This window comes from Legionella busanensis, assembly GCF_900461525.1.
In the GTDB taxonomy this organism is placed as follows: domain Bacteria; phylum Pseudomonadota; class Gammaproteobacteria; order Legionellales; family Legionellaceae; genus Legionella_C; species Legionella_C busanensis.
Genome location: NZ_UGOD01000001.1, coordinates 1,795,795 through 1,819,529, shown reverse-complemented (window position 1 = coordinate 1,819,529; position 23,735 = coordinate 1,795,795). Strand labels below are relative to the sequence as shown.

The window sequence follows — 23,735 nt, the reverse complement described above, 5'->3', positions numbered from 1 at the left end:
TTTTTATTTAATTTGCTTATTCTTGGTTATGAATATTATGACAGTATGTTTCTTTTATACAGGGTAGAATAGTTAAAGCTATCAAAATGCCTAAAGGTAAAATACCCAATGCTAAATGATAAGCTTCAATGGGATAAATTCTAATTTGATCGACTGTTTGTCCCTGCCACATTCTATCTAAGATAAAACCAACAAGGGGTTGGCTTATGGCGATACCTATCATATTCATCATATTCATAAAACTTAATCCAGTAGCAACATACTGCTTATTGCATAATTCTTTTGCTATGGCAAATGCAGGAAGAAAGGCTGCAGAAAAAACGCCAAATAATAGCAGGATTGAATGCATTAAAATGTCGGAGTTAATAGGGGCATAAATAAACAACAAACTGGTAATTAAAGCACCTACGCTTCCTATATATAATGGTGGTTTTCGTCTACCTATTCGATTAGAAAAAACACCCCACAAAGGGCTTGCAATAGCCCAGCCAATAAAAACAAAAGAAATATAATTGGCTGCTACGGCTTTGGTTAGGTTCATTTTATACATCATGAAAGGGACGCCCCATAAACCACAGAAAACAGGTGTAGCCATATACATTAGCCCACCGTAGATAGCTACTAACCAGAGTTGCTTGTTTTTAATCAATTGTAATAAGCTTGACCATACATGTTCTTTTTCATCATCTGCTTTTGCAGTTGATAACGATTTATTAGGTGAATCTTTGGCAATAAGTAAAATGAGAATTGCTAAGACAATGCCTACAGTACCCATAATAAACATGCTTTCACGCCAGCCATAGCTCTCTATAAGTAACGCTAACGGTGCTTCGCCGCCAATCGCACCAAGCATACCAATAGTTACCATGATCCCGGTTAACAAAGCAAATCGTTGCGCGGGAAACCAATTGGCTGCTAACTTTAGTGTGCCTACAGCGGCAAAAGCAGAGCCAAAACCAATCATTAAACGGGCCAAGCATGCTGTATAAAAGCTATCAGTATACCCAAAAGCAATTGTACTTAATGAGCAAATTAATGTAGCAATGGTAAGTAATCGTTGTGGCCCAAAATAATCCATTAAAACACCAGCGGGAAGTTGTAATGCTGCATATGAATAAAAGTATATTCCGGATAACACACCCAAGGTTTGGCTGGTAACAGCAAAATCACGCATAAGCTCATTACTCATAACACTAGGTGAAACTTGTAACAAACATTCATAAAAGTAAAAAATACACCCTAGGCCCCAAACTATCCATGGCAGCAGTGTAAATGTCTTCCTAGTCTTTAATCGAGATAGAATATTGGTATAGCCCATTTATATCTAAACTCCCTAATTTGGTACTTGCATTACTAGTTATTTGGTTGTAATCAAAATCAAATAGTTATTATTAAATCTTTTAGCCTTCATCATTTAAGATGTGCAATGTCTAAATAGTAACATTTTAAATACTAATTGTCTATTAAGTGATCAATATAAATTTTAAAAAAACAATAATAACGTTGTCTAGATTAAAACGCTATTAAATACTGATTAAAAATATATTTTTTCAGTAAAGAAGTATAAAATATAAATTTTATCTACCTAAGCTTATCGGCCTAGTTTATCCATGCTAGTTAAAAAATTAAAATTGTCGTATCTAAGTCATGGAGTATAGGGATTATAAATATTTTAAAAAACTGAATTTTTACAGACATTAGTGTATTTTGCAAAATATATAATGGAGCATTAAAACAAAGCATGTAAGTAGTTATTGAATAGCTTTATCACCGTAATACTTCCAAGGGTAAAAATATGATTGTAGAAATCTTATCTAGGGCACAATTTGGATTTAGTATTGGTTTTCATATTTTGTTTCCGACTCTAAATTTAGGTCTTGGTATTTTTCTAATCATTATGGAGGCTATTTGGTTAAAAACAAATAATCCTCTTTATTTAACTATCTGTAAGTTTTGGACTAAAATTTTTGCGCTAACATTTGGTATGGGCGTCGTGTCAGGAATTGTCATGGCTTATCAAATCGGTACTAATTTTGGCCCATTTATAACTCATTTTGGCAATGTGTTAGGCGCATTATTCGCTTATGAAACACTTACTGCCTTCTTTTTAGAAGCGGGCTTTTTAGGTGTGATGCTATTCGGTTGGAATCGTGTTCCCCCTAAATTACATTTTTTTGCTACCGTATTTGTTGGTGTTGGCACGGCAATCTCCGCCTTTTGGATTTTATCAGCAAACTCTTGGATGCAAATGCCATCCGGTTATGCGATAGAAAATGGCAAATACATTGTTAATAATTGGTGGGAGGTAGTCTTCAATCCCTTATTTATCCCACGTGTACTCCATATGATTTTTGCATCCTATACGACAACTTGTTTTGTGGTTGCTGGTGTGGCTTCCTACTTTTTATTACAAAAAAAACATGAAGATATTGCTAAAACATGTTTATCTTTTGCGATGTGGTCTGCTTTAATTGTTGTTCCTTTGCAAATATGGATAGGAGATACGGTTGGTTTGGCTATTCATAAATATCAGCCTCTTAAGACTGCCGCTATGGAAGGTGTTTGGGAAACGCAAAGAGGTGCCCCGTTAGTTTTATTTGCTATTCCATCGCAGCAAGAACAAAAAAATAAATATGCAATTGAAATACCTAAACTTGCAAGTTTGATTAATACTCATGATCTAAATGGTGAGTTAATTGGATTGCGTTCAGTTAGTTTGGCAGATCAACCAAAAGTAGCGGCTGTTTTTTTCTCTTTTCGCATCATGGTCGGTATTGGGCTTTTAATGCTAGCGACAGCAATCGTTGCTCTATTACTAAGACGAGGAGAGAAACTATTTAAATCAAAATTATTTCTTAGATGGTGTTTAATTACCGCACCATTTGGATTTATTGCCACTATAAGTGGCTGGTTTACTGCTGAATTTGGTCGTCAACCTTGGATTGTTTATAATTTACAACGGACACATGACGCTGTTTCAGATGTTGCTTGGCAAGATGTTGCTATTTCTTTCATGCTGTTGATTTTAGTCTATGGAATTATTTTTAGTTTTTATCTGTATTATTTATTTAAAACCATTCGTCATGGATTAGTTATGCTTGATAACCAGGCTGTAGATCATATGCCGTTTCAATATATGGCCGAAATTGATAAAAGTGGAGAGTCTAAATAATGTTACCTTTTCTTTTTGCAGGATTGCTCGCCTTTATCATCATCATGTATGTTATTTTAGATGGCTTTGATTTAGGTATAGGTATCTTATTTCCGTTTACTGAAAGTGAACTTGAAAGAGACCAGATGATGAGTTCAGTTGCGCCTGTTTGGGATGGTAATGAGACTTGGTTAGTTTTCGGAGGAGCCATGTTATATGGTGCTTTTCCCATTGTTTATGGTTTACTCCTTCCGATCTTATATATGCCGATAATGTTAATGCTTATTGCTTTAATTTTTCGGGGTGTAAGTTTTGAGTTTCGCTTTAAAGCATCTACAAGTAAGCCACTATGGAATTGGATATTTTCGCTTAGTTCAATTTCAGCCGCTTTTTTTCAAGGCGTCGTTTTAGGATGTGTTGTACAAGGTTTTCCAATTGATGAAGCAAGGCTAACTATAAATAGTACAGATTGGTTAACATCATTTAGCTTATTAACGGGCGTGGCTTTAATATGCGGCTATGGATTGCTAGGTGGGACCTGGATGGTCATTAAAAGTGTGGGTAGACTGCAGCGTAAAATGATTCATTATGCTAAAGGAATGCTAACATTAGTAAGTTTATTTTTAATTATTGTCAGTATTTGGACGCCGCTGCATAGTGATGAAATTTTTAATCGTTGGTACAGTATTCCTAATATTTTTTTCTTAGCGCCACTTCCTATTTTAACTGGCGTTGCTATCCTAATAACATGGTATAATCTTTCAAACTTATCCACTGGTAATGAAAACAAACCTTTTATTGGTAGTATTATTATTTTTCTCTGTGCTTATTTAGGTATAGCTATTAGTATTTATCCTTATTTAATTCCTCATCAAATAACGATTTGGGAGGCTGCAGCACCAGATTCAACGCTTATATTTATTTTAGTAGGCGTGGCAATTATGTTGCCAGTTTTGCTTGCTTATACTGCTTATTCTTATCATGTTTTTCGGGGAAAAACTTCTGGAACCTTTTATTAAAAATAAAAGATAAATTGCAGTTTGAATTCTCTAGTTCTTACTTGATTTTGAATTCCATATGTTGTAAAAGCAGGGTGCTTTTTAATATTAAATAGGCCAGCACTCAGAGTGATAAGTGTTAAAATAATAATTTAATATATGAATTTAAGAATAATGCAATTTAATAAAAAATTAGTTTTTACTTTTTATCGTGGCAATAAGCCCTCTTAACTCTTTAAACAGTGATTTAACTATGGATACAGGCTCAGTTTTCTATACTATTTTTTTAATTTTTGCTGGGGCTGCAGTATTTTCAACGCTTGTTTTATACACTAGGCAGTCTTTATTAGTTGCTTATATTTTATTAGGCGCGGCTTTAGGTCCATGGGGTCTTAAGCTTGTTACAGATGTCACTGTTGTTCAACAAGTTGGCGATATAGGTATTGTATTCCTATTGTTTTTATTAGGTTTACATTTACAGCCCCAAAATCTTGTTCATATGCTTAAAAAAATCACCGGGATTGCTATTATTAGCTCTGCATTATTTGCAGTAATAGCATTTTGTATAGGTAGATGGTTTGGACTTAGTGTTGGAGAGTCATGGGTTTTAGGTGCAACAATGATGTTTTCCAGTACAATTATTGGTTTAAAACTTTTGCCAACAACTATCTTGCATCATCAGCATACAGGTGAGGTAATGATCAGCGTCTTACTCATGCAAGACGTTATTGCCATTATTGTGCTTATTTTAATTAACGGTGCGCAAGGTGATGGTCTTTCTTTAAATGATTTTATCCTAGTTGGTTTTGCGCTGCCTTCTTTAACACTATTGGCTTTCGCTGTAGAACGCTATGTCCTTGTAAAACTCTTAGCTCGTTTTGATAGAACACAGGAATATGTGTTTTTATTATCAATTGGTTGGTGCCTTGCTCTTTCTTTTATAGCTGAGCAAATAGGCTTATCAGAAGATATTGGAGCTTTTGTCGCAGGCGTTGCGCTAGCATCAAGCCCTATTTCTCTTTATATTGCTGAAAGCCTTAAGCCGTTACGAGATTTCTTTTTGGTCATGTTTTTCTTCTCTATAGGAGCAACTTTTAACTTTAGTTTTGTCGCGCAAGTTATTATCCCTGCTTGTTTGCTTGCTCTATTAGTGCTGGTACTTAAGCCTTTAGTATTTCAATATCTTTTAGTCAAATCAGGTGAGAAGAAGCCAATTGCTAGAGAAGTAGGTTTACGTTTAGGACAAGCAAGCGAATTTTCACTTCTAGTGGCGAGCATTGCTCTAGGTACCAATTTAATTTCAGAGGTTGCGTCTAATTTAATACAGGCAACGACTATTCTAACTTTTATCGTTTCTTCTTACTTGGTCGTTTTAAAATATCCAACTCCCATTGCATTATCAGATAAAATGCGTAAGGATTAATAATGAAGTTATTGATTATAATATTAACTCTTTTAAGTGAACGCTATTTAATTCATACAGTTTCAGAAACACGCTTTAAATGGTTTCCTAATTATGTTGGGAATTTAACTAGTAAATTTTCTCAAACAGGATTACTTAAAAATTCTTACATAGCGTTAATCCTTTTTGTATTACCCGTACTTTTGGTTGTTTGGGTTGTATTCGTACTTGTAGGTCATTTACTATTTGGTCTTTTTGGCTTTTTAATTAGTTTTATTATTTTTTATTATTGCATTGGGCCAGAAAACCCCTTTTACCCAAATTCTACACCCGCCAATGAATTAGAAAATGAATTAAGTGCAGGAAATTATTTTGCTAAAGTCAATAATGAGCTCTTTGCAATTATTTTCTGGTTTATATTTATTGGGCCATTAGGTGTGCTATTTTATCGAGTAGTGTCTTTATGTATGCAATATGAAGTTACACAAAGGGCGGCAACAAATATAATTAATATTTTAGATTGGCCTACTGCTAGAATAACGCTAATGTTATATCTTTTTGTTGGTAATTTTCTGAAAGGATTTAACTATTATCGACAAATGTTTTTATCTTCACCCAAAAACAATGATGCTATGTTAAGTACAGGAGGATTACTTGCAGCCCGTGGTCAGGATGAAGAAGTAGTTACACTACCTTATGCCCAAAGCTTAGTAGAGTGTGCCCTGATTGTTTATTTAATTTTAATTGCCTTACTTACCTTGTCGACTTGGTTATAATAGGCTAAATATTATTATCATGAGTATACTTAAATGACTATTTTTATGCGTAGCGTACTGAGTTTTTTATTTATCTTTTTGAGCTCTTGTACGCATTATCCTGTAGGTCAAACGAAGGCTTCATGTAATTTATGTACCGTCGTTTGTGAGCAGCGAGCAGCGGCTTGTAATAAAGTTTGTCGAAACAGTTGTCCGCAATGTGTTGCTTTCGCTAAGCAATCAGCATCTGAAGCTTACCTTTATTATCAACATGAACAATACGTAAAAGGTGGAGAGATAATTCGTGATTTGAATTCTTATCGTGATCCACTACAATGCCGCAAAACAACTTGTGATTGTCGATCAGACTATCGCATTTGTGTACAAGCTTGTACTGGCGCAGTCTCTAAGCAGTTACGATCAGTGCGAGTTTGTCAATAAGACTTAAGATGAGGAACACATTCATGGCAAGTGAAACGTTTAATGATATTGATCCAATTGAAACACGTGAATGGCTGGATGCCTTACAATCGGTATTAAAAAATGAGGGTAGCGAAAGAGCAGGGTTCCTCTTAAAACAATTACAAAACCTGGCAAATGCAGAAGGTGTAAAGATTGCAAATACAATATGTACACCTTATCGAAACACTATTAAGCCTCATGAAGAAAAGCTTATGCCGCCTGATGAAGGAATTGGCAAACGGATTAGTGCCCTTATCCGTTGGAATGCTGTTGCAATGGTTTTACGGGCTGGAAAGTATGCGCCTGAGCTCGGTGGACACATTGCTTCCTATGCTTCAGCTGCTACTTTATATGAAGTAGGATTTAATTATTTTTTTAAAGGGCCAAATGGCAAGCATGGTGGCGATTTACTCTATATTCAGGGGCATTCGTCGCCAGGCATTTATGCGCGTGCTTTTCTTGAAGGCCGACTTTCTGAACAACAGCTTGCTAATTTTCGCCAAGAGGTTGATGGTAAAGGGATCTCTTCTTATCCTCACCCGTGGTTAATGAATAATTTTTGGCAATTTCCAACTGTATCAATGGGCCTTGGCCCCTTACAAGCTATTTATCAAGCTCGTTTTCTTAAGTATTTAGAAAACCGTGGCTTAATTGAACCTGAAGGTAGAAAAGTATGGGCGTTCTTAGGTGATGGTGAAATGGATGAACCGGAATCTGTTGGTGCCTTAACTATTGCTGCTCGTGAAAAATTAGATAATTTAATTTTTGTTGTTAACTGCAATTTACAACGGTTAGATGGTCCGGTACGGGGTAATAGTAAAATTATTCAGGAATTAGAAGGTTTATTCCGTGGTGCAGGTTGGAATGTTATTAAAGTAATCTGGGGTGCACGCTGGGATAATCTGTTTGCGCGTGATAAAAAAGGTATTATGCAAAAGCGTATGGAAGAGTGCGTGGATGGTGATTATCAAGCTTATAAGGCACATGATGGCGCTTATGTTCGCGAACATTTTTTTGGTCAATACCCTGAGCTAAAAAAAATGGTTGAGCATATGTCTGATGACGACATTTGGCGATTAAATCGGGGCGGCCATGATGCACAAAAAGTATATGCTGCTTATGCTCAAGCAATGGAAAGCCAAGGTGCCCCAACAGTTATTTTAGCAAAAACAATTAAGGGATATGGTATGGGCGCTGCTGGTGAGGGCCAGAATATTACCCACCAACAAAAGAAAATGTCCATTGAACACTTACGGGCTTTTCGGGATCGATTTAGTATTCCAATAAGTGATGATAAAATTACCGAAATTCCTTTCTACCGACCAGCTGACGATAGTCCAGAAGTACAATTCTTACGTAAGCAGCGTGAATCCTTAGGGGGATACTTACCTGCAAGAACGACAGAATTTGAGCCCCTTAAAATTCCTGAGTTATCTTATTTTGATTCTGTATTAAAAAGCTCTGGTGATAGAGAAATTTCAACTACGATGGCTTTTGTTCGTATTTTAACACTATTGTTGAAGGATAAAGAAATAGGTAAAAAAATTGTACCCATTGTTCCCGACGAATGTCGAACTTTTGGTATGGAAGGATTGTTTCGTCAGATTGGTATTTATTCGCCGGTAGGGCAATTATATACCCCTGTTGACCACGAACAAGTTATGTACTATCGCGAAGCACGCGATGGCCAAATTTTAGAAGAAGGCATTAACGAGGCAGGCGCTTTTTGCTCATGGATTGCTGCAGGTACATCCTATAGTTCTAATAAACTGCCCATGATTCCATTTTATATCTATTATTCAATGTTTGGTTTTCAGCGTATTGGTGACTTAGCTTGGGCTGCTGGGGATATACAAGCCAGAGGATTTTTACTCGGAGGTACAGCTGGTCGAACTACGCTAGCAGGTGAAGGGTTACAACATCAAGACGGTCATAGTCATATATTGGCATCAACTATTCCTAATTGTGTTACCTACGATCCTACTTATGCTTATGAATTGGCAGTTATTATTCAAGATGGCTTACGTCGTATGTATGTTGATCAGGAAAATATTTTCTATTACATCACCGTCATGAATGAAAATTATAGTCAACCTGAAATGCCTGAGGGCGTTCAAGAAGGTATTCTTAAAGGGATGTATCAAATACGTAAAAGTTCTAAAAAAGGAAAAGCTCATCTTCAGCTTTTAGGTAGTGGAACGATTTTACGTGAAGTAATTGCTGCTGCTGAGTTATTACAAAAAGATTATAAAGTGAGCGCAGATATTTGGAGTGTAACTAGTTTTAATGAATTACGTCGTGATGGTCTAGCGGTTGAACGTTATAATAGAATGCATCCTGAAGAAAAGACACCACGCCAAAGCTTTGTCACTCAGCAATTGAAAAATTGTCAAGGACCGGTTGTTGCAGCGACTGATTATATGCGTTTATACGCCGATCAAATTAGGCCTTTTGTTCCCGCATCTTATAAAGTATTAGGAACAGATGGTTACGGTCGGAGTGATACGCGAAGTCAACTAAGACATTTCTTTGAAGTAGATGCAAAATTTATTACTTTGGCAGCATTAGAAGCATTAGTTGAGCAGGGTGATTTGCCGAAGAGTGTGATTAGTGACGCCATAAAACGTTATAAAATTGATGCTGATAAGTTAGATCCAGCACTACAATAATAAAATATATCCCATGCCCTTTTAAGTCTTCTTGCAAAGGGCATAAGTTGTAAGAAATAAATGACATTAGGCTCAATAGCCTATGGCTGAGGATAAACATGACAGATGAAATTAAAATAAAAGTTCCTGATATTGGCGGAGCTAATAATGTAGATGTTATTGAAATTTTAGTGCATCCTGGCGATGAAATTGATGTTAATACATCTTTAATTACTTTAGAGTCAGATAAAGCAAGCATGGAGATTCCCTCACCTCAAGCTGGAAAAATTGAAAAAATACTAGTAAATATTGGAGATAAGGTAAGTGAAGGGGATGTCATTTTAACGCTTGTAGATGAAGATCAAAGCGCTTTAGAAGTTAAAGAAGATAAAAAGTCCTCTGCTGAAAAAAATACAGCAATCAAGGAATCTGCTGTTATAGAGCAATTAAGTAATAATCAAGTAAATAATTCTAAAGAGAAACCAAGTAATCTATCGGAAGGAAGCAAGTTGATAGACGTGGTCATTCCCGACATTGGTGGGGCCACTGATGTTGATGTTATTGAGGTAATGATTAAACCTGGCGATTCTATTGAAAAAGATCAAGCCTTAATTACCCTTGAGGGTGATAAAGCCACTATGGATATTCCAGCACCTGCTGCCGGCAGTGTAGATAAGGTTGCCATAAAGGTAGGTGATAAAGTAGCGCAGGGTACTTTAATTTTAACATTAAAAACGCAAGGATTGAGTCAAAATAAATCTGATGACTCCGCTTCTCCAGAGTCTAAAGTAGCCCCAAAAGATAACGAAAATGAGTCTAAAGAGGTAGATGAGCCATCACCCTCAAAAGCCGAACAAACTAAAGCTCTAGCGCCAAATAGTGAAGATTCAGAAACTACATCAGATGATAATGTTTTTGCTGGCCCGGCAGTAAGACGGATGGCTAGAGAGCTCGGTGTTAGTTTAACTAAGGTAAAAGGTACAGGTCGTAAAGGCAGAATTACTAAAGAAGACATTCAAGCTTTTATTAAAGCAAAACTAGTAGAGCAACCTGCATCAGGCCAATTTTCATTACCTCAGGCGCCTACAATTGATTTTAGTAAATTTGGTGAAATTGAAACAAAGCCATTAAATAAAATAAAACGCTTAACTGGCCAGAATGTTCATCGTTCTTGGATAACTATTCCTCATGTTACTCAGTTTGATGAAGCAGACATCACTGATTTAGAAGCTTTTCGCAAAGCTGAAACTGAAGCTGCCAAAAATACAGGGTATAAATTAACTATATTGGCATTTGTTACGAAAGTAGTAAGCAAGGCTTTGCTTGCCTTCCCACAGTTCAATGCTTCGTTGGATAGTACAGGCGATAATTTAATTTATAAAAAATATTTTAATATTGGTATTGCTGTTGAAACATTAAATGGTTTAGTCGTACCAGTAATAAGAGAGGTAGATAAATTATCAATTAGTGAAATAGCGCGTCAAATGGCTGAAGTGAGTCAACGAGCTCGTGATAAAGGAATAACGCCTATGGATATGAGTGGCGGCTGCTTTACAATTTCGAGCTTGGGAGGCATTGGCGGTACTGCGTTTACACCTATAGTAAATAGCCCTGAGGTTGCTATCCTTGGTTTATCCCGCTCAACTATAAAACCTATTTATATTAATAATGAATTCAGACCAAGGTTAATGTTGCCCTTATCCTTGTCTTATGATCATCGGGTTATTGATGGTGCTGAAGCTGCACGATTTACTCGCTATATTGCCGAGTTACTAAGTGATATTCGGAGAATTATTTTATAGTATGCGTTTATTGTTAAAGCGCATAAAAAATGTAATTAAAATTAACTAAACTTAATAGTGATTAATAATGAGGCCGTAATGAGTGAAAGTATTAAAGCAGATGTAGTCGTTATAGGTAGTGGCCCAGGTGGCTATACTGCGGCTTTTCGTGCTGCTGATTTAGGTAAAAAAGTTGTTTTGGTAGAAAGGTATCCTTCTTTAGGGGGCGTGTGCCTCAATGTCGGATGTATTCCTTCAAAAGCACTTCTGCATATTGCTAAAGTAGTGGATGAAGCCCATGAGATGACAGATCAAGGTGTTACATTTGGTAAGCCTAAGTTTGATAATAAAAAGCTAGTTGCCTGGAAAAATTCGGTCGTTGGCAAATTAACAGGTGGTTTAAAAGCGCTTGCTAAGCAACGTAAAGTAGAGGTAGTTACTGGTACAGCTAAGTTTACCGGGCCAAATCAAGTTAGTGTAGATGATAAGCAAACAATAGACTTTGATAATGCAATCATTGCAGTAGGTAGTGAGTCTGTTAATTTACCATTTATTCCAGAAGATCCAAGAATTTTTAGCTCTACTGGCGCTTTAGAATTAGCTGATATAAAAGGTGATTTGCTGGTTCTTGGTGGTGGTATTATTGGATTAGAAATGGCTACTGTTTATTCAGCTTTAGGGGTTAAAGTGACAGTGGTTGAATTTATGGATCAGCTTATCCCTGGCGCAGATACCGATTTAGTTAATGTGTTACAAAAGCGCATGAGTAAGAAAGGCGTTAACTTTTTATTAAAGACTAAAGTGACTGCTGTAGAAGCAAAAAAAGATGGTATTTACATAAGTATGGAAGGTGAGCATAAAACTGATACACCTTTATGCTTTAAACAAGTGCTTGTTTCTGTAGGTAGAAGGCCAAGTGGTAAAGCGATTGATGCTGAAAAGGCTGGCGTTCATGTCGATGAGCGCGGTTATATTCCTGTTGATAGACAGATGCGTACTAACGTACCCCATATTTTTGCCATTGGGGACGTTGTAGGACAACCTATGTTAGCACATAAAGCAATTCCGGAAGGAAAAGTTGCCGCTGAAGTTATTGCCGGAATGAAGCATGAATTTGCTCCTAAATGCATTGCCAGTGTTGCCTACACAGATCCTGAGATAGCTTGGGCAGGTTTAACAGAAAAAGAGGCAAAAGAAAAAGGAATTGCTTACGAGAAGGGTGTTTTCCCCTGGGCGGCTAGTGGACGAGCGCTTAGTATGGGACGAGAAGAAGGGATGACTAAATTATTATTCTGCCCAGATACTAACCGTATTTTAGGGGCAGGTATCGTTGGAATAAGTGCCGGTGATCTAATTGCGGAAACTGCTTTAGCTATTGAGATGGGTTGTGATGTAGAAGATATTGCCTTAACAATTCATCCGCATCCGACGTTATCAGAATCAGTGGGGCAAGCCGCAGAAGCATTTGAAGGGACAATAACTGACTTATATTTACCTAAAAAGAAGAAAAAATAAGGAGTAATTGTTTAATTAAGTTGAGTAGGCACCGCTTTATTGTGTAGTATTTTTGCGCAAATAATTAAAGGGTGTCTATATTAACCCTTACAAATTCTAAGTCATCACCTATAAATTTTTTATTATGCCTCTATTAATGCTTTGTCATCCCCGCGTGGCGGGGATTCATCCATTACTTAGCAATGAGGTTCATTTCCCCATTAATTCTCGTTAGGCGGAAATGCCATATGTTATCCAACCATTAAAGCCTCTAGATATTGACTAAGTGAAAGATTCGTTATGTTTAATCTAGATAATGATAATAAAGTAAAATAATATGTATAATTTAGCACATTACCAAAATATATAAGTACTTATTTATAAATTGATAAACCTTATAGTAGAATCTACAATTAGCTTTAGGGATTAGAGGCAAGGCAATTATATGTAAATAATTTACATGTTTATAAACGATTATTTAACTATTTTAATTTAAATAACTACTAAGGTGAGCCATTTATGTTTACCGTCCGCTCAATGCAATTCACTGATTTAGATGAAGTATATAGCATTGAACTACAAGGACATCGAGCGCCTTGGAGCCGGAATATTATCAGCGATTGTATTTTAGTGGGTTATGATTGTCAGGTGTTAGAGCACGAGACAGATAAAAAAAAAATTATCATTGGTTATATTATTTCGCGTGAAACATGTACTGTCTATCATATACTCAATTTATGTATCATGCCGACAATGCAAGGTCAAGGTTTAGGTAAGTATTTACTAAAAGCGGTTATTGACAAATTAAAAGGTAGCTTTATTGATAGTATTATTTTAGAGGTTAGACCGAGTAATCAACGTGCTATTGCTTTATATGAGCATTTTGGTTTTCAAAAAGATTCAATTAAAAAGGACTATTATCAAGATGTGGGTGGTCTTGAGGATGCTTGGTTATTAAGAAAAAATCTACGTCAAACTACACCTTATGAGTGAGATTTAAATGCGTCCTTTATTTTATGTGATCTAATTAATTCTTTTAAGCCATTTTACTTAAGAACTCTTGAAAATGTATTTTATGTGAATTATCAGCTAAATAATTTTTTAATTGTTTAATCGCTTCATCATATTGGTTCTGATTAAAAGTTCCGCGCATTAATTCAAACCGTAAATAAATACAGTAAGTATTTAGCACATCAGTTTCACAATAATCGCGAATCTCTTTTAGATTTCCAGCTAAATAACTGTCTAGAACTTTAGCGCCGCTCATGCCCATTTTGCCAGGAAAGCCTAACATACTAGCAATTTCATCTAATGGAGCAAAGGCTTTATTTTGATAAGCTGCTAAAACATCCATTAAATCTAAATGACGATAATGAAAACGATTTAAATAATTATTAAAGCGAAATGCTTGTTGATTTTCGCCATACTCCCAATAAGTTGGAGCACTTATACCATGTAGGAGGGCACGATAATGTAATACAGGCAAGTCAAAACCACTTCCATTCCAGGTAATTAAAGTAGGCATAAATTTATCAAGGCCGGTAAAAAAACGTGAAATTAATTCTTTTTCATCGGATTGCTCATTTCCTAAAGACCACACCTTAAGTTGCTGCTCTTGATTAAGTACTAGTGAAATTGCCACAACTCTTTGAAGATAATGAGGAAGAAAATCGTTTCCTGTTTTAGCTTTACGCAAAGCACCCATTGCAGTAGCTACATCTTCATCAGATAGATCATCTAAGCTATATAATCTTTTTCCTGTTTCAATATCAGGAATTGTTTCGATATCAAAGACTAAGATATTCAATTAAACTCTCAATAAGTAATGTAATTTAAACTTTAAGAATCACCAAAACCTTTAAATCAATGATAATTTTATAAGTAGACAAAATATTTAAATTAAAAAAATTCCTGTTTTCTTACCTGCTTTTGTTACTACTTCATTGTTTTTTGACTTGTGATGTTTATCCTAAACTTGCGAATTAAGATTTTAACATGTCCTTTTGCAGAAACAATCTAATCAATTAAAGAATTTTCATAAAAGAGTTTTATTTTTAAAGCTTTTTTGCTACTAATAAGTCTATTTTTATATTGGCTTATGTCCTAAATGAATTTTTTACGTCCCTTGCTACTTAGCTTGTTATTCTTATTATCTGCTTGCGCAACCAAACCACCACGCAATGTTGATAATCTTTGCTATATTTTTAAGCAGTATCCTGGCTGGTATAGGGATGCCAGAGAGGTGGCACATCGTTGGCAAGTACCTGTTTCTGTTCAAATGGCAATAATACATCAGGAGTCAAAATTTGATGGTCGAGCTCGTCCTAAGCGAACAAGAATATTGTGGGTGATTCCTTGGAAAAGGCCCTCCAGCGCGTATGGCTATACCCAAGCTTTACGTACAACATGGGCACTTTATAAAAAAAATAATGGTCGAGTTTGGTCATCACGTAGCGACTTTACTGATGCTGTAGATTTTATTGGCTGGTATATCAATCAAATCAATCTTCGGACAGGTATTCCTCGGAATGATGCTTATAATCTCTATTTAGCTTATCATGAAGGAATTGGCGGTTATCAACGGCAAACTTTTTTGAAAAGACCTTGGGTTATGCAAGTAGCAAGAAAAGTAAGTACCCGAGCAGATATTTATCACGCTCAATTAAGTCGTTGTCACTAATTAAAGATAAATTTTAATTAGTCGAGTTTATTCATAATTTATGCTCTAAAATTAATTTAGAAGATAAATGTAATTATATAATAGATCAGGTAATTAGCCTGAATCTTGGCGAAAAGTTGGATTTAAGTACGTTTTAGACGAAAATCATGCTGTGAAAGTGCAGTATAGCCTTCTACATGAGTATTTTGAGGCATTGTTATTGTTCAAAATGTGCCAAATGCAGCTTTTCGGTGCAGAGGAGGGTTCTATTACGTGATTATTTGCAGATTGAATTGAAGTTATAGTTAGGAGCTAATTAATGCGTTTAATGTTATTGGGTAGCCCCGGTGCTGGCAAAGGTACCCAGGCCCTTAAGTTGATTAAATATTACAATATCCCGCAAATTTCTACAGGGGATATGTTACGTTCAGCTATTGTTGCAGGAACTGAGTTAGGTAAAAATGCTAAAGCAATAATGGACGCAGGTAAGTTAGTTTCTGATGAGATAATTATAAGTTTAGTTAAAGAGCGCTTAAAAGAAGCTGACTGTCAAAATGGCTTTCTCTTTGATGGTTTTCCCAGGACATTGCCTCAAGCTGAAGCGTTAAAAAAGGCAAATATTAACTTAGATCATGTTATTGAAATTGCCGTACCAGATCACGAAATTATGAACCGACTGAGTGGAAGACGCGTGCATGTAGCTTCAGGCCGAGTTTATCATATTAAATTCAATCCACCTAAGTTTGAAGGCTTTGATGATGTAACGGGTGAGCCACTTATTCAGCGTGATGATGATAGGGAAGAAACAATTGCTAAGCGATTAGAAGTGTATCATCAGCAAACTGAGCCTTTAATTCATTACTATGAAAGATGGGCTAAATCCATGGAGCCTAATGCACCATTATTTCATCGAATAAACGGAACAGGTGATACTGATAGTATATTTAATAATATTCTTACAGTACTGAATAAGGCTACCGCGAGAAATAATATATGTTAACGCTAAATATCAATGCTGCAGAACTAGAACAGCTTATCAGTCAAAATGATATCGTTATTATTGACTTTTGGGCTGATTGGTGTGCTCCTTGTCAGCAATTTGCTGAGGTTTACGAGCGAGTTGCTCACGTAAATCCTAGTATTAAATTTACGAAAGTAGATGTTGCGCAAGAAACAGAATTAGCAGAAGCTTTTCAAATACGCTCTATACCTCATTTGATGATTTTTAAACAAGGAATCATTATTTATTCCGATTCAGGCAATTTGCCTGAATCTAGTTTAAAGGAATTGATTAACCAAGCTACTGCTGCCGATGTGTCAGGTATTCGTAAGGCAATCGAAAAAGATAAAAAAGATTAGAACTATTTATGAGAGTAAATAATTGTTTAGTTTTTCTTTTAATGGTTTCGTATAATAAAAACCTAGTTTAGTTCGTCGCCATAAAATATCTTCTATCTGTACTGCCCATTCATGTGCGCGTAGATAATCGACTTCTCTTTGAAATAATCCAAATCCAAAGTCTTGGCCCATATCAGCTAAATCTTTACAATTAGCAAGAAGAACTTCTAGGTTGGTACCATAAGTTGTAAATAAACGAGATAAGGTATCCGAGGGAAGCCAATTGTATTTATGGCGAGCGTAATCTATATATTCTTGATAGGTTATACCATCGTATAGGGCGCCTGGTAAAGGTGTTTTATAGGTGCTAGAAGACTTTAAGTCAGGAAAAATGGCGTTAAGTTGATCCACAGCGTCTTTGGCTAGCTGTCGGTAAGTAGTGATTTTACCACCATAAATAGTTAATGCAGGTGCAGGATTAGACGTGTAGTGATAAATATAATCTCTACTAAGTGCTTGAGGGGAGTCATTTTGTCCACCCAGAAGAGGTCTTACGCCGCTCCAAGTATGGACAATATCGTTAGATGTTAAAGCTACATTAAAGTAGTTATTAGCTAAATGTAGAAGGTAGTCTATTTCTTTATTGTCAATTTCAACTTGATCAAGGTTACCTGTAAACGGAGTATCAGTTGTTCCAATGACAGAATATTGATAATAAGGAATAATAAAAACAATTCGATTATCGTTATTTTGTAATAAATAAGCATGAGACCCATCATAAAGTTTAGGTACCACAAGGTGGCTACCCTTGATTAAGGACATCTGTTGTTGATTGGGTAGCGATAATAAATCATTAATAGAAGTAACCCAAGGGCCTGTTGCATTAACGACAGCTCGCGCTTGGTATAAACTTTTTTCGCCATGCTGATTTCTAAGAGTTAAATGCCAAATATTATTTTCAGTTCTAGCATGAATTAGCTCAGTATAAGAATAAATCTCAGCGCCATGTTTTTTTGCTTGTAATGCATTAGCTAGGGTTAACCTTGCATCATCTGTATGACAATCATAAAAAAGAAATCCTTTATTTATAGATGACTTTAATGGTGCAAAATAGGGGAGATAGGTTTGGCGTTTAATTACCTTGCTTTTAGGTAGTTTATTTTTACGGCTGATATTGTCATATAAAAATAAACCTAAACGTAATAACCACATAGGTCGCATAGACGTTAAGTAAGGTAAGACAAAAGGTAATGGGTTAACTAAATGTGGGGCTAAGGAAAGTAATAATTGCCGTTCATCAAGCGCCTTTTTTACTAAAGAAAAGTCATAATACTCAAGGTACCTTAAACCGCCATGAATTAATTTACTACTGTTTGACGATGTTTTTGAAGCAAGGTCATCTTTTTCTATTAAAGCAACTGACAAGCCACGTAAGGCTGCATCAGCAGCAATGCCACAGCCGTTAATTCCACCCCCTATTACAGCGAGATCAAAAAACTTAGTCATGTATTTGCCTTATTAAAAAAGCATGTAAAATCAATTAATACTACCTTTATATTTAGGAAATAGAAAGAAATGGAAAAATATCTTTTAGCAATTGATCAAGGGACAAGTAGTACACGCGCTATGATTTATACTCCATACGGTCAATTAGTAGCTGTTAGCCAATATGATTTAACTCAATTTTATCCTGAAAAGGGATGGGTGGAGCATTGCCCTGAAGAAATTTGGACGAAAACAGTGAAGGTTGTCAAAGATGTCACAGCGAAAATTGATATTACTAAATTACTTGCTTGTGGTATCACTAACCAACGTGAAACTACTGTTGTTTGGAATAAGCAAACAGGTAAATGTTTATATCCTGCTATAGTATGGCAAGACAGACGTACCGAAGCTTTTTGCTCTACTTTAGATAGAGCCTATATTAAGGCAAGAACAGGTCTATTTCCAGATCCTTATTTCTCAGCAAGCAAGCTCAATTGGCTCTTAAAAAACCTTCCTCAAGCCCATGCGCTTGCTGCAAAAAATCAGCTCGCTTTTGGTACGATTGATACCTTTTTATTGTGGCGCTTAACTCAAGGTAAAGTTCATGCTACTGATGTGACAAATGCTTCAAGAACTTTGTTATTTAATATTTTTAAGCAAGCTTGGGATGAAGATCTGCTTAACCTTTTTGAAATTAAAGCCAATGTATTGCCAGAAGTTAAATCTTGTGATGCCTATTTTGGCGCAATCGATAAAGCATTATTTGGATTCTCAGTGCCCATTACAGGTATTGCTGGCGATCAACAAGCAGCTTTAATTGGTCAGCGTTGCTTTGAAGATGGTATGGTAAAAGCAACCTATGGAACAGGCGCCTTTTTGCTCATGAATACAGGTTTTCAACCTATACACTCTAGCAATTTAATAACTACAATCGCTTATAAAATACAAGACCAGTTAGCCTATGGACTTGAAGGAAGTCTGTATCATGCGGGTACTATTATTAAATGGTTACGTGATGAAATGAAACTTATATCTTCTGCCACGGAGTCAGAACCATTAGCAAGCAGTTTACAAGATAATGAAGGAGTTTATTTAGTACCTTCTTTTACTGGTTTAGGAGCACCATACTGGCTATCCTCTGCTGGTGCTTTAGTGGTTGGTTTAACCAGAACAAGTAATCGTGCCCATTTTGCCAGGGCAGCCTTGGAAAGTGTTTGTTATCAGACTAAGCAGATTTTACAATGTATGGAAGATGACAGCAAAATTAAAATAGGTGTTTTACGTGTTGACGGTGGAATGACCGTAAATCAGTGGCTATTGCAGTTTTTAGCATCACAATGCCAGTTAACTGTCCAGCGTCCAAAAGATATTGAAACAACAGCGCAAGGTGCTGCCTTAATCGCAACTTTGGGTTGCGGAGAATTGACATCAATTGCTGAAATTAAACAGAGTTGGCAACAAGAAGGTGAATATTTACCTGAAAATCATTATAAGCAGATAGAACGTAATTTTACGGGGTGGCTAAAAGCTGTCAATATGCTTGTAGTTAATAAAGTAAATTAAAATAGTAAGTTATTAAACTATAATAAAGAAATAAAATTTAAAAAATTTTAAGGGAGTTTGATATTTTATCGTATTAAATATCAAATATAATGACATTAGGATAAGGAAAGGCATGTATGCAACTGCGAATTAGGTTGTTAGGTATCATACTTTCTTGGTTCATCACGGCGCCTGGCTTTGCCGATATTAAGGTAGGGACATTATTATTTTATCCACCTTTTGTTCTTTCACCAGACAGTGGCTTTGATATTCAACTAATTAAAACTATCTGTAAGAATTTAAATCAAGATTGCACCATTATTCCTATGGATTATTATCGTTTATTTACAGCCCTTGATAATGGCAGTATTGATATTGCAGTAGGTGGCATCACCGCTTCAAAAAAACTTAAAGAAAATTATCTTTTTAGCCTACCTTATATGCTTAGTAAAGGTCAGTTTATCCTTAAAAAGGGCTCTTCTTATAAATCAATAAATGATTTAAAAGGGAAAATAGTAGGTATTCTTAAGACCCAAGAAAAAGAAGGGCCTTATTATGATTACTTAATACAAAACTTTCCTAATCTCTTTACCATTCAGCAATTCAATGACATTGAAGACGTTATGAATGCTTTGAATAATAATCAAATTGACGCTGCTTTTTTAAACTATATAACTGCTAATTATTGGGTAATGACTTGTGGGGATCAGTTGCAAGATTTAGATAAAGAAACTGTGCTTGGCGAGGGAATTGGTATCATGTCGGTTTCTAATAATAGCAACTTAATTAATCAAATTAACCAACAGTTATTGCAAATGGAAAAAGATGGCAGTTATTTAAAAATTTATAATACTTATTTTCCTACTCCACCTTAATGTAAAACAATTAAAAAGTAAGAATATAACTATTTTTATTAAAATAGTGAGTTTTAGCTAGGCAGGTCTATAAAATTAAGTTAAATTGATTATATTCTTGCAAGAGGCATAGAAACGGAGTGCTAGCCTTTATGAGAATTAAGCTACTAACTTTTATTATTTGTTTAAACTCTTGTTTACTTAGTACAGTTTGCTTTTCTGAGACTGAGCCTTTGCAAGATGAAGAAACAGTACTTGAAAAGCAGGTGACCGAAAAAAAGGAAACTGCACGCTATATAAATATTCTTAATCTATATCATCCTAATTATATTTTACCTTATTATCATACAAGAAATCCTTTTCAAGAAATTTATTGGCAAGCGACCCCGGATAACCAGTCCGTTATGCAAGATGAACTAAAAGCGCAAATTAGTTTTTTAGTTCCCCTTGTTCATCATTTAATTAAAGATAAGCCAATGTCATTGAATTTTGCTTATACTCAATTGATGTATTGGCAAGTATATGCTGATTCGCAATATTTTCGTGAAATTAATTACGCACCAGAATTTTTTATTGAAAATTATTTTAACCCCACTATTGCTGCGCAGTTTGGTGTTAACCACCAATCAAATGGGCGCGGGGGGCTACTTGAACGCAGTTGGAATCGTCTTTTTCTTCAACTGCAATTTTCCGGCTCACGTTGGTTAGCTCACGTACGAGCCTGGACTTTAATTGATGAAGAAAGATCAAGTGATGTGCATAATCCAAATATCGCCTATTATTTAGGGTATGAAAATACCTTTATTTCTTATCAGTTTTCTACTTTAAAGGCAAGTTTAGAAGTTCAAAACCTTGCTAGCGGCCTCAAAAGAGGTTTTATACAAATGACTTTATCCTATCCTTTTCTTAATACACTCTCACTTTATACACAGTTTTTTAGTGGCTATGGGCAGAGCTTAATTGAATATAACCATAAAACTACAAGTTTTGGTATTGGACTGGCTTTAAATAATTGGATAAGTTAAGTTACAGATGATGAGTTGTATTTAGTATGGATTTTTAATTTTATCATCTATTGGATGCCGCGAATAAGTCGCGACACGTAGGAGATAGATGAATTGTTACCAGATCCTAATATTTTTTTAATGAACGGGCTTTCTTAAACAATAATTTACAGCAAAGAAGCCAAAACAACATATAACAAATAGCATAGCTTAGGGAGGCATTTTGAGCAGAGAACTTATTAAAAAGGCTATCGGTTATGAATGTTTTTAAATTACTTTGCGTTCCATGATAAGAAATTTGAATCAGCACTTGAATTTTTAAGAACACAATGTGTAAGACATAGACTAATAAAGCAGTTATACCAAAGATTCTAAAAGGGTATGACCAGGCTTTTAACTTTCTAATTTCAATCAACCAATAACATCCTGCTAAAGCTAGCAAACTTATACCGCCTGTCCATAATACATAAGAGCTTGTCCATAATGTTTTATTAATAGGAAAGTAAAAACTCCATAGCCAACCTAACAACATACTTAAAAATCCCGCTACTATTAACCCATAAAATTTTTGTCTTTCATTACAATAAGATAAAAGCAAGAAGCCTGCAAGATTGCCTAGCAATGCAGTTGCAAAGGATGAAAATGTACTTAATAGGCCTTCAGGATCAAAATATTTACCATATAAGTGTGCAGATGAAAATAACGTTCTATCTACTTGGGCTGGAATATTAAACTCTGCAGTTAAGTTAGGGCCTGAGTAACCTGGAAAGCCAGTATTAATAAGCCAATAACTTATTAATATTAAAATAAAAATAATAAATTGTGTGCGTATGCTCGTTGTTAGAAATAAACATGCTGCAAAAAAATAGCAAACTGCTATACGTTGAAGAACACCATAAAATCTTAAAGTGCTTAGATCAAAGTGGTTTGGAAAGGCATTTAATAATAAGCCAATGGCAAAAAGAATAAGGCTACGTTTAAAAATTTTTACAATCAATAAATTAACTGGCAATTTTTCTCTAAGAATTGATAGTTGAAAAACACTTGATACACCAACGATAAAAATAAACATGGGAAAGATAGCATCAGCTAAGGTACATCCATTCCAAGGTGAGTGTTCAATCCACGTATAAGACGGTTGTTTTCCAGGGCTATTAACAATAATCATTAAGGCGACAATAATCCCTCTTAAGACATCCAAAGAGATTAAGCGAGGAAATTTAAAATTTTTATTATCCATTAAATCCTATCATTGCACTCTCAATTGGTTGAAATTCTGTTTAACAGCGGAGTAATTTTAACTCCTTACTTACGGAAACAAAAGATGCACACCAGTATTTGCCAGTTGTACGCCAATCACACTTGTAATTAATCCCATTAATCGACTAATAATAGCTAAAATATCCTGACCTAAATTTTTATTTAAAAAGCTTGCGAAGTGTAAACAAAGCCAAACAATTAACGCTAAAATAAAACAAAGTAGACTTAAGCATAAGCGCTCTAAAATAGATTGCACATGATATTCATGCAAAATGACGGTCGCTATTGTGCCTGGGCCTGCAATGAGAGGAATTGCCAGAGGTACAACAGCGATTGATTCTTTTCTTATGCTGATTTTGGGCGGAGTTGAGTGAAGATTAATTTGCATTAATTGCAGACCGATTAAAAATACGATAATGCCGCCAGCAGTAGTAAATGCCCCTATCGAAATATCAAATGCTTTTAGCAAAAATGAACCAATCCATAAACTAATTATGAGGATAATAAATACGGTTATTGCAGTAATAAAAGCAATATTTTTTAACTTTTTTTCTGAATGTCCTTCCCCTAAGCTAAGTAAAATTGGCACTTTGCTCAAAGGATTAAGAATAGCTAAAGTACTGATAAAGAAAGTAAAATAAGTGATGTTATTCATAAGTTTTATAAACCTTTAGAAAATATCAGCTTTTTCAAATTAAATTTTAAAAGCATAAGACATAAACAATGTCTGATTTTTTTATGCAAGTTAGCTTCGTGGATAAAGTACTGGCTCTACAAACATGCTAGTAATCTAACTTTCCTATTTAAAGATAAAGTATAGTAGATTAAAAATTAAACACACATATTACTTATAAACAAAGTAAATATACTCTCAGGATGACTGATATTAAATTAGGGATGAA

Annotated in this window: 20 protein-coding genes; 15 read left to right on the top strand and 5 right to left on the bottom strand. The window is 35.3% G+C overall.

The window, feature by feature from the left end; translation table 11 throughout:
* Positions 1–16 precede the first annotated feature (16 nt).
* On the bottom strand, positions 17–1,318 hold the full coding sequence (locus tag DYH30_RS08125; protein WP_115331181.1) for an MFS transporter: 1,302 nt from the start codon (positions 1,316–1,318) through the stop codon (positions 17–19).
* 477 nt (positions 1,319–1,795) lie between these two features.
* Here DYH30_RS08125 and DYH30_RS08120 point away from each other — a divergent pair, with 477 nt between their 5' ends.
* The 9 genes from DYH30_RS08120 to rimI all read left to right on the top strand — a co-directional run bounded on the left by DYH30_RS08120 (position 1,796) and on the right by rimI (position 13,684).
* Entirely contained in the window at positions 1,796–3,172 is a 1,377-nt protein-coding gene (locus DYH30_RS08120) for a cytochrome ubiquinol oxidase subunit I (RefSeq protein WP_115331180.1), read from the top strand.
* Positions 3,172–4,170 (top strand): cytochrome d ubiquinol oxidase subunit II, encoded by a 999-nt coding sequence (gene cydB, locus DYH30_RS08115; RefSeq protein ID WP_115331179.1) that lies wholly within the window; start codon positions 3,172–3,174, stop codon positions 4,168–4,170. The genes DYH30_RS08120 and cydB overlap by 1 nt, the downstream gene beginning before the upstream one ends.
* A gap of 232 nt (positions 4,171–4,402) precedes the next feature.
* Positions 4,403–5,572 (top strand): cation:proton antiporter, encoded by a 1,170-nt coding sequence (locus tag DYH30_RS08110; protein WP_115331178.1) that lies wholly within the window; start codon positions 4,403–4,405, stop codon positions 5,570–5,572.
* Positions 5,573–5,574: 2 nt separating this feature from the next.
* A complete protein-coding gene (locus tag DYH30_RS08105) occupies positions 5,575–6,327 on the top strand; it encodes a hypothetical protein (protein ID WP_115331177.1) in 753 nt (250 codons plus the stop codon).
* Positions 6,328–6,360: 33 nt separating this feature from the next.
* Positions 6,361–6,747, top strand: a complete 387-nt coding sequence (locus DYH30_RS08100; RefSeq protein WP_115331176.1) for an acyltransferase — start codon at positions 6,361–6,363, stop codon at positions 6,745–6,747.
* A 23-nt stretch (positions 6,748–6,770) separates the two neighbouring features.
* Positions 6,771–9,437, top strand: coding sequence for a pyruvate dehydrogenase (acetyl-transferring), homodimeric type (gene aceE, locus DYH30_RS08095; protein WP_115331175.1), 2,667 nt, complete (start codon positions 6,771–6,773; stop codon positions 9,435–9,437).
* 98 nt (positions 9,438–9,535) lie between these two features.
* Positions 9,536–11,218, top strand: coding sequence for a dihydrolipoyllysine-residue acetyltransferase (aceF, locus tag DYH30_RS08090; protein WP_115331174.1), 1,683 nt, complete (start codon positions 9,536–9,538; stop codon positions 11,216–11,218).
* 78 nt (positions 11,219–11,296) lie between these two features.
* Positions 11,297–12,712, top strand: coding sequence for a dihydrolipoyl dehydrogenase (lpdA, locus tag DYH30_RS08085; protein ID WP_115331173.1), 1,416 nt, complete (start codon positions 11,297–11,299; stop codon positions 12,710–12,712).
* 498 nt (positions 12,713–13,210) lie between these two features.
* Complete coding sequence (gene rimI, locus DYH30_RS08080) at positions 13,211–13,684, top strand: ribosomal protein S18-alanine N-acetyltransferase (RefSeq protein WP_115331172.1); 474 nt, start codon at positions 13,211–13,213, stop codon at positions 13,682–13,684.
* 43 nt (positions 13,685–13,727) lie between these two features.
* Here the strand turns inward: rimI and DYH30_RS08075 are convergent, their stop codons facing one another.
* A complete protein-coding gene (locus DYH30_RS08075) occupies positions 13,728–14,498 on the bottom strand; it encodes a 3'-5' exonuclease (RefSeq protein WP_115331171.1) in 771 nt (256 codons plus the stop codon).
* Between the two features lie 300 nt (positions 14,499–14,798).
* On the opposite strand from DYH30_RS08075, the gene DYH30_RS08070 reads away from it, so the two are divergent.
* The 3 genes from DYH30_RS08070 to DYH30_RS08060 all read left to right on the top strand — a co-directional run bounded on the left by DYH30_RS08070 (position 14,799) and on the right by DYH30_RS08060 (position 16,709).
* On the top strand, positions 14,799–15,371 hold the full coding sequence (locus DYH30_RS08070) for a transglycosylase SLT domain-containing protein (protein ID WP_115331170.1): 573 nt from the start codon (positions 14,799–14,801) through the stop codon (positions 15,369–15,371).
* Positions 15,372–15,669: 298 nt separating this feature from the next.
* Positions 15,670–16,350, top strand: coding sequence for an adenylate kinase (adk, locus tag DYH30_RS08065; RefSeq protein ID WP_115331169.1), 681 nt, complete (start codon positions 15,670–15,672; stop codon positions 16,348–16,350).
* Positions 16,344–16,709, top strand: coding sequence for a thioredoxin family protein (locus DYH30_RS08060; protein WP_115331168.1), 366 nt, complete (start codon positions 16,344–16,346; stop codon positions 16,707–16,709). Before adk ends, DYH30_RS08060 begins: the two co-directional genes overlap by 7 nt.
* 6 nt (positions 16,710–16,715) lie before the next feature.
* On the opposite strand, the gene glpD is transcribed toward DYH30_RS08060, so the two are convergent.
* Positions 16,716–18,194 carry a glycerol-3-phosphate dehydrogenase gene (glpD, locus tag DYH30_RS08055; RefSeq protein ID WP_115331167.1) on the bottom strand — a complete coding sequence of 493 codons (1,479 nt, stop codon included), beginning with the start codon at positions 18,192–18,194 and terminating at the stop codon, positions 16,716–16,718.
* A 69-nt stretch (positions 18,195–18,263) separates the two neighbouring features.
* On the opposite strand from glpD, the gene glpK reads away from it, so the two are divergent.
* The 3 genes from glpK to DYH30_RS08040 all read left to right on the top strand — a co-directional run bounded on the left by glpK (position 18,264) and on the right by DYH30_RS08040 (position 21,594).
* Positions 18,264–19,736 carry a glycerol kinase GlpK gene (gene glpK, locus DYH30_RS08050; protein ID WP_115331166.1) on the top strand — a complete coding sequence of 491 codons (1,473 nt, stop codon included), beginning with the start codon at positions 18,264–18,266 and terminating at the stop codon, positions 19,734–19,736.
* Positions 19,737–19,852: 116 nt separating this feature from the next.
* Positions 19,853–20,590 (top strand): transporter substrate-binding domain-containing protein, encoded by a 738-nt coding sequence (locus DYH30_RS08045; RefSeq protein ID WP_115331165.1) that lies wholly within the window; start codon positions 19,853–19,855, stop codon positions 20,588–20,590.
* A gap of 131 nt (positions 20,591–20,721) precedes the next feature.
* Positions 20,722–21,594 carry a phospholipase A gene (locus tag DYH30_RS08040; protein WP_115331164.1) on the top strand — a complete coding sequence of 291 codons (873 nt, stop codon included), beginning with the start codon at positions 20,722–20,724 and terminating at the stop codon, positions 21,592–21,594.
* Between the two features lie 106 nt (positions 21,595–21,700).
* On the opposite strand, the gene DYH30_RS08035 is transcribed toward DYH30_RS08040, so the two are convergent.
* Positions 21,701–22,813, bottom strand: coding sequence for an acyltransferase family protein (locus tag DYH30_RS08035; protein WP_115331163.1), 1,113 nt, complete (start codon positions 22,811–22,813; stop codon positions 21,701–21,703).
* 69 nt (positions 22,814–22,882) lie between these two features.
* Positions 22,883–23,488 (bottom strand): MarC family protein, encoded by a 606-nt coding sequence (locus DYH30_RS08030; RefSeq protein ID WP_115331162.1) that lies wholly within the window; start codon positions 23,486–23,488, stop codon positions 22,883–22,885.
* Between the last annotated feature and the right edge of the window lie 247 nt (positions 23,489–23,735).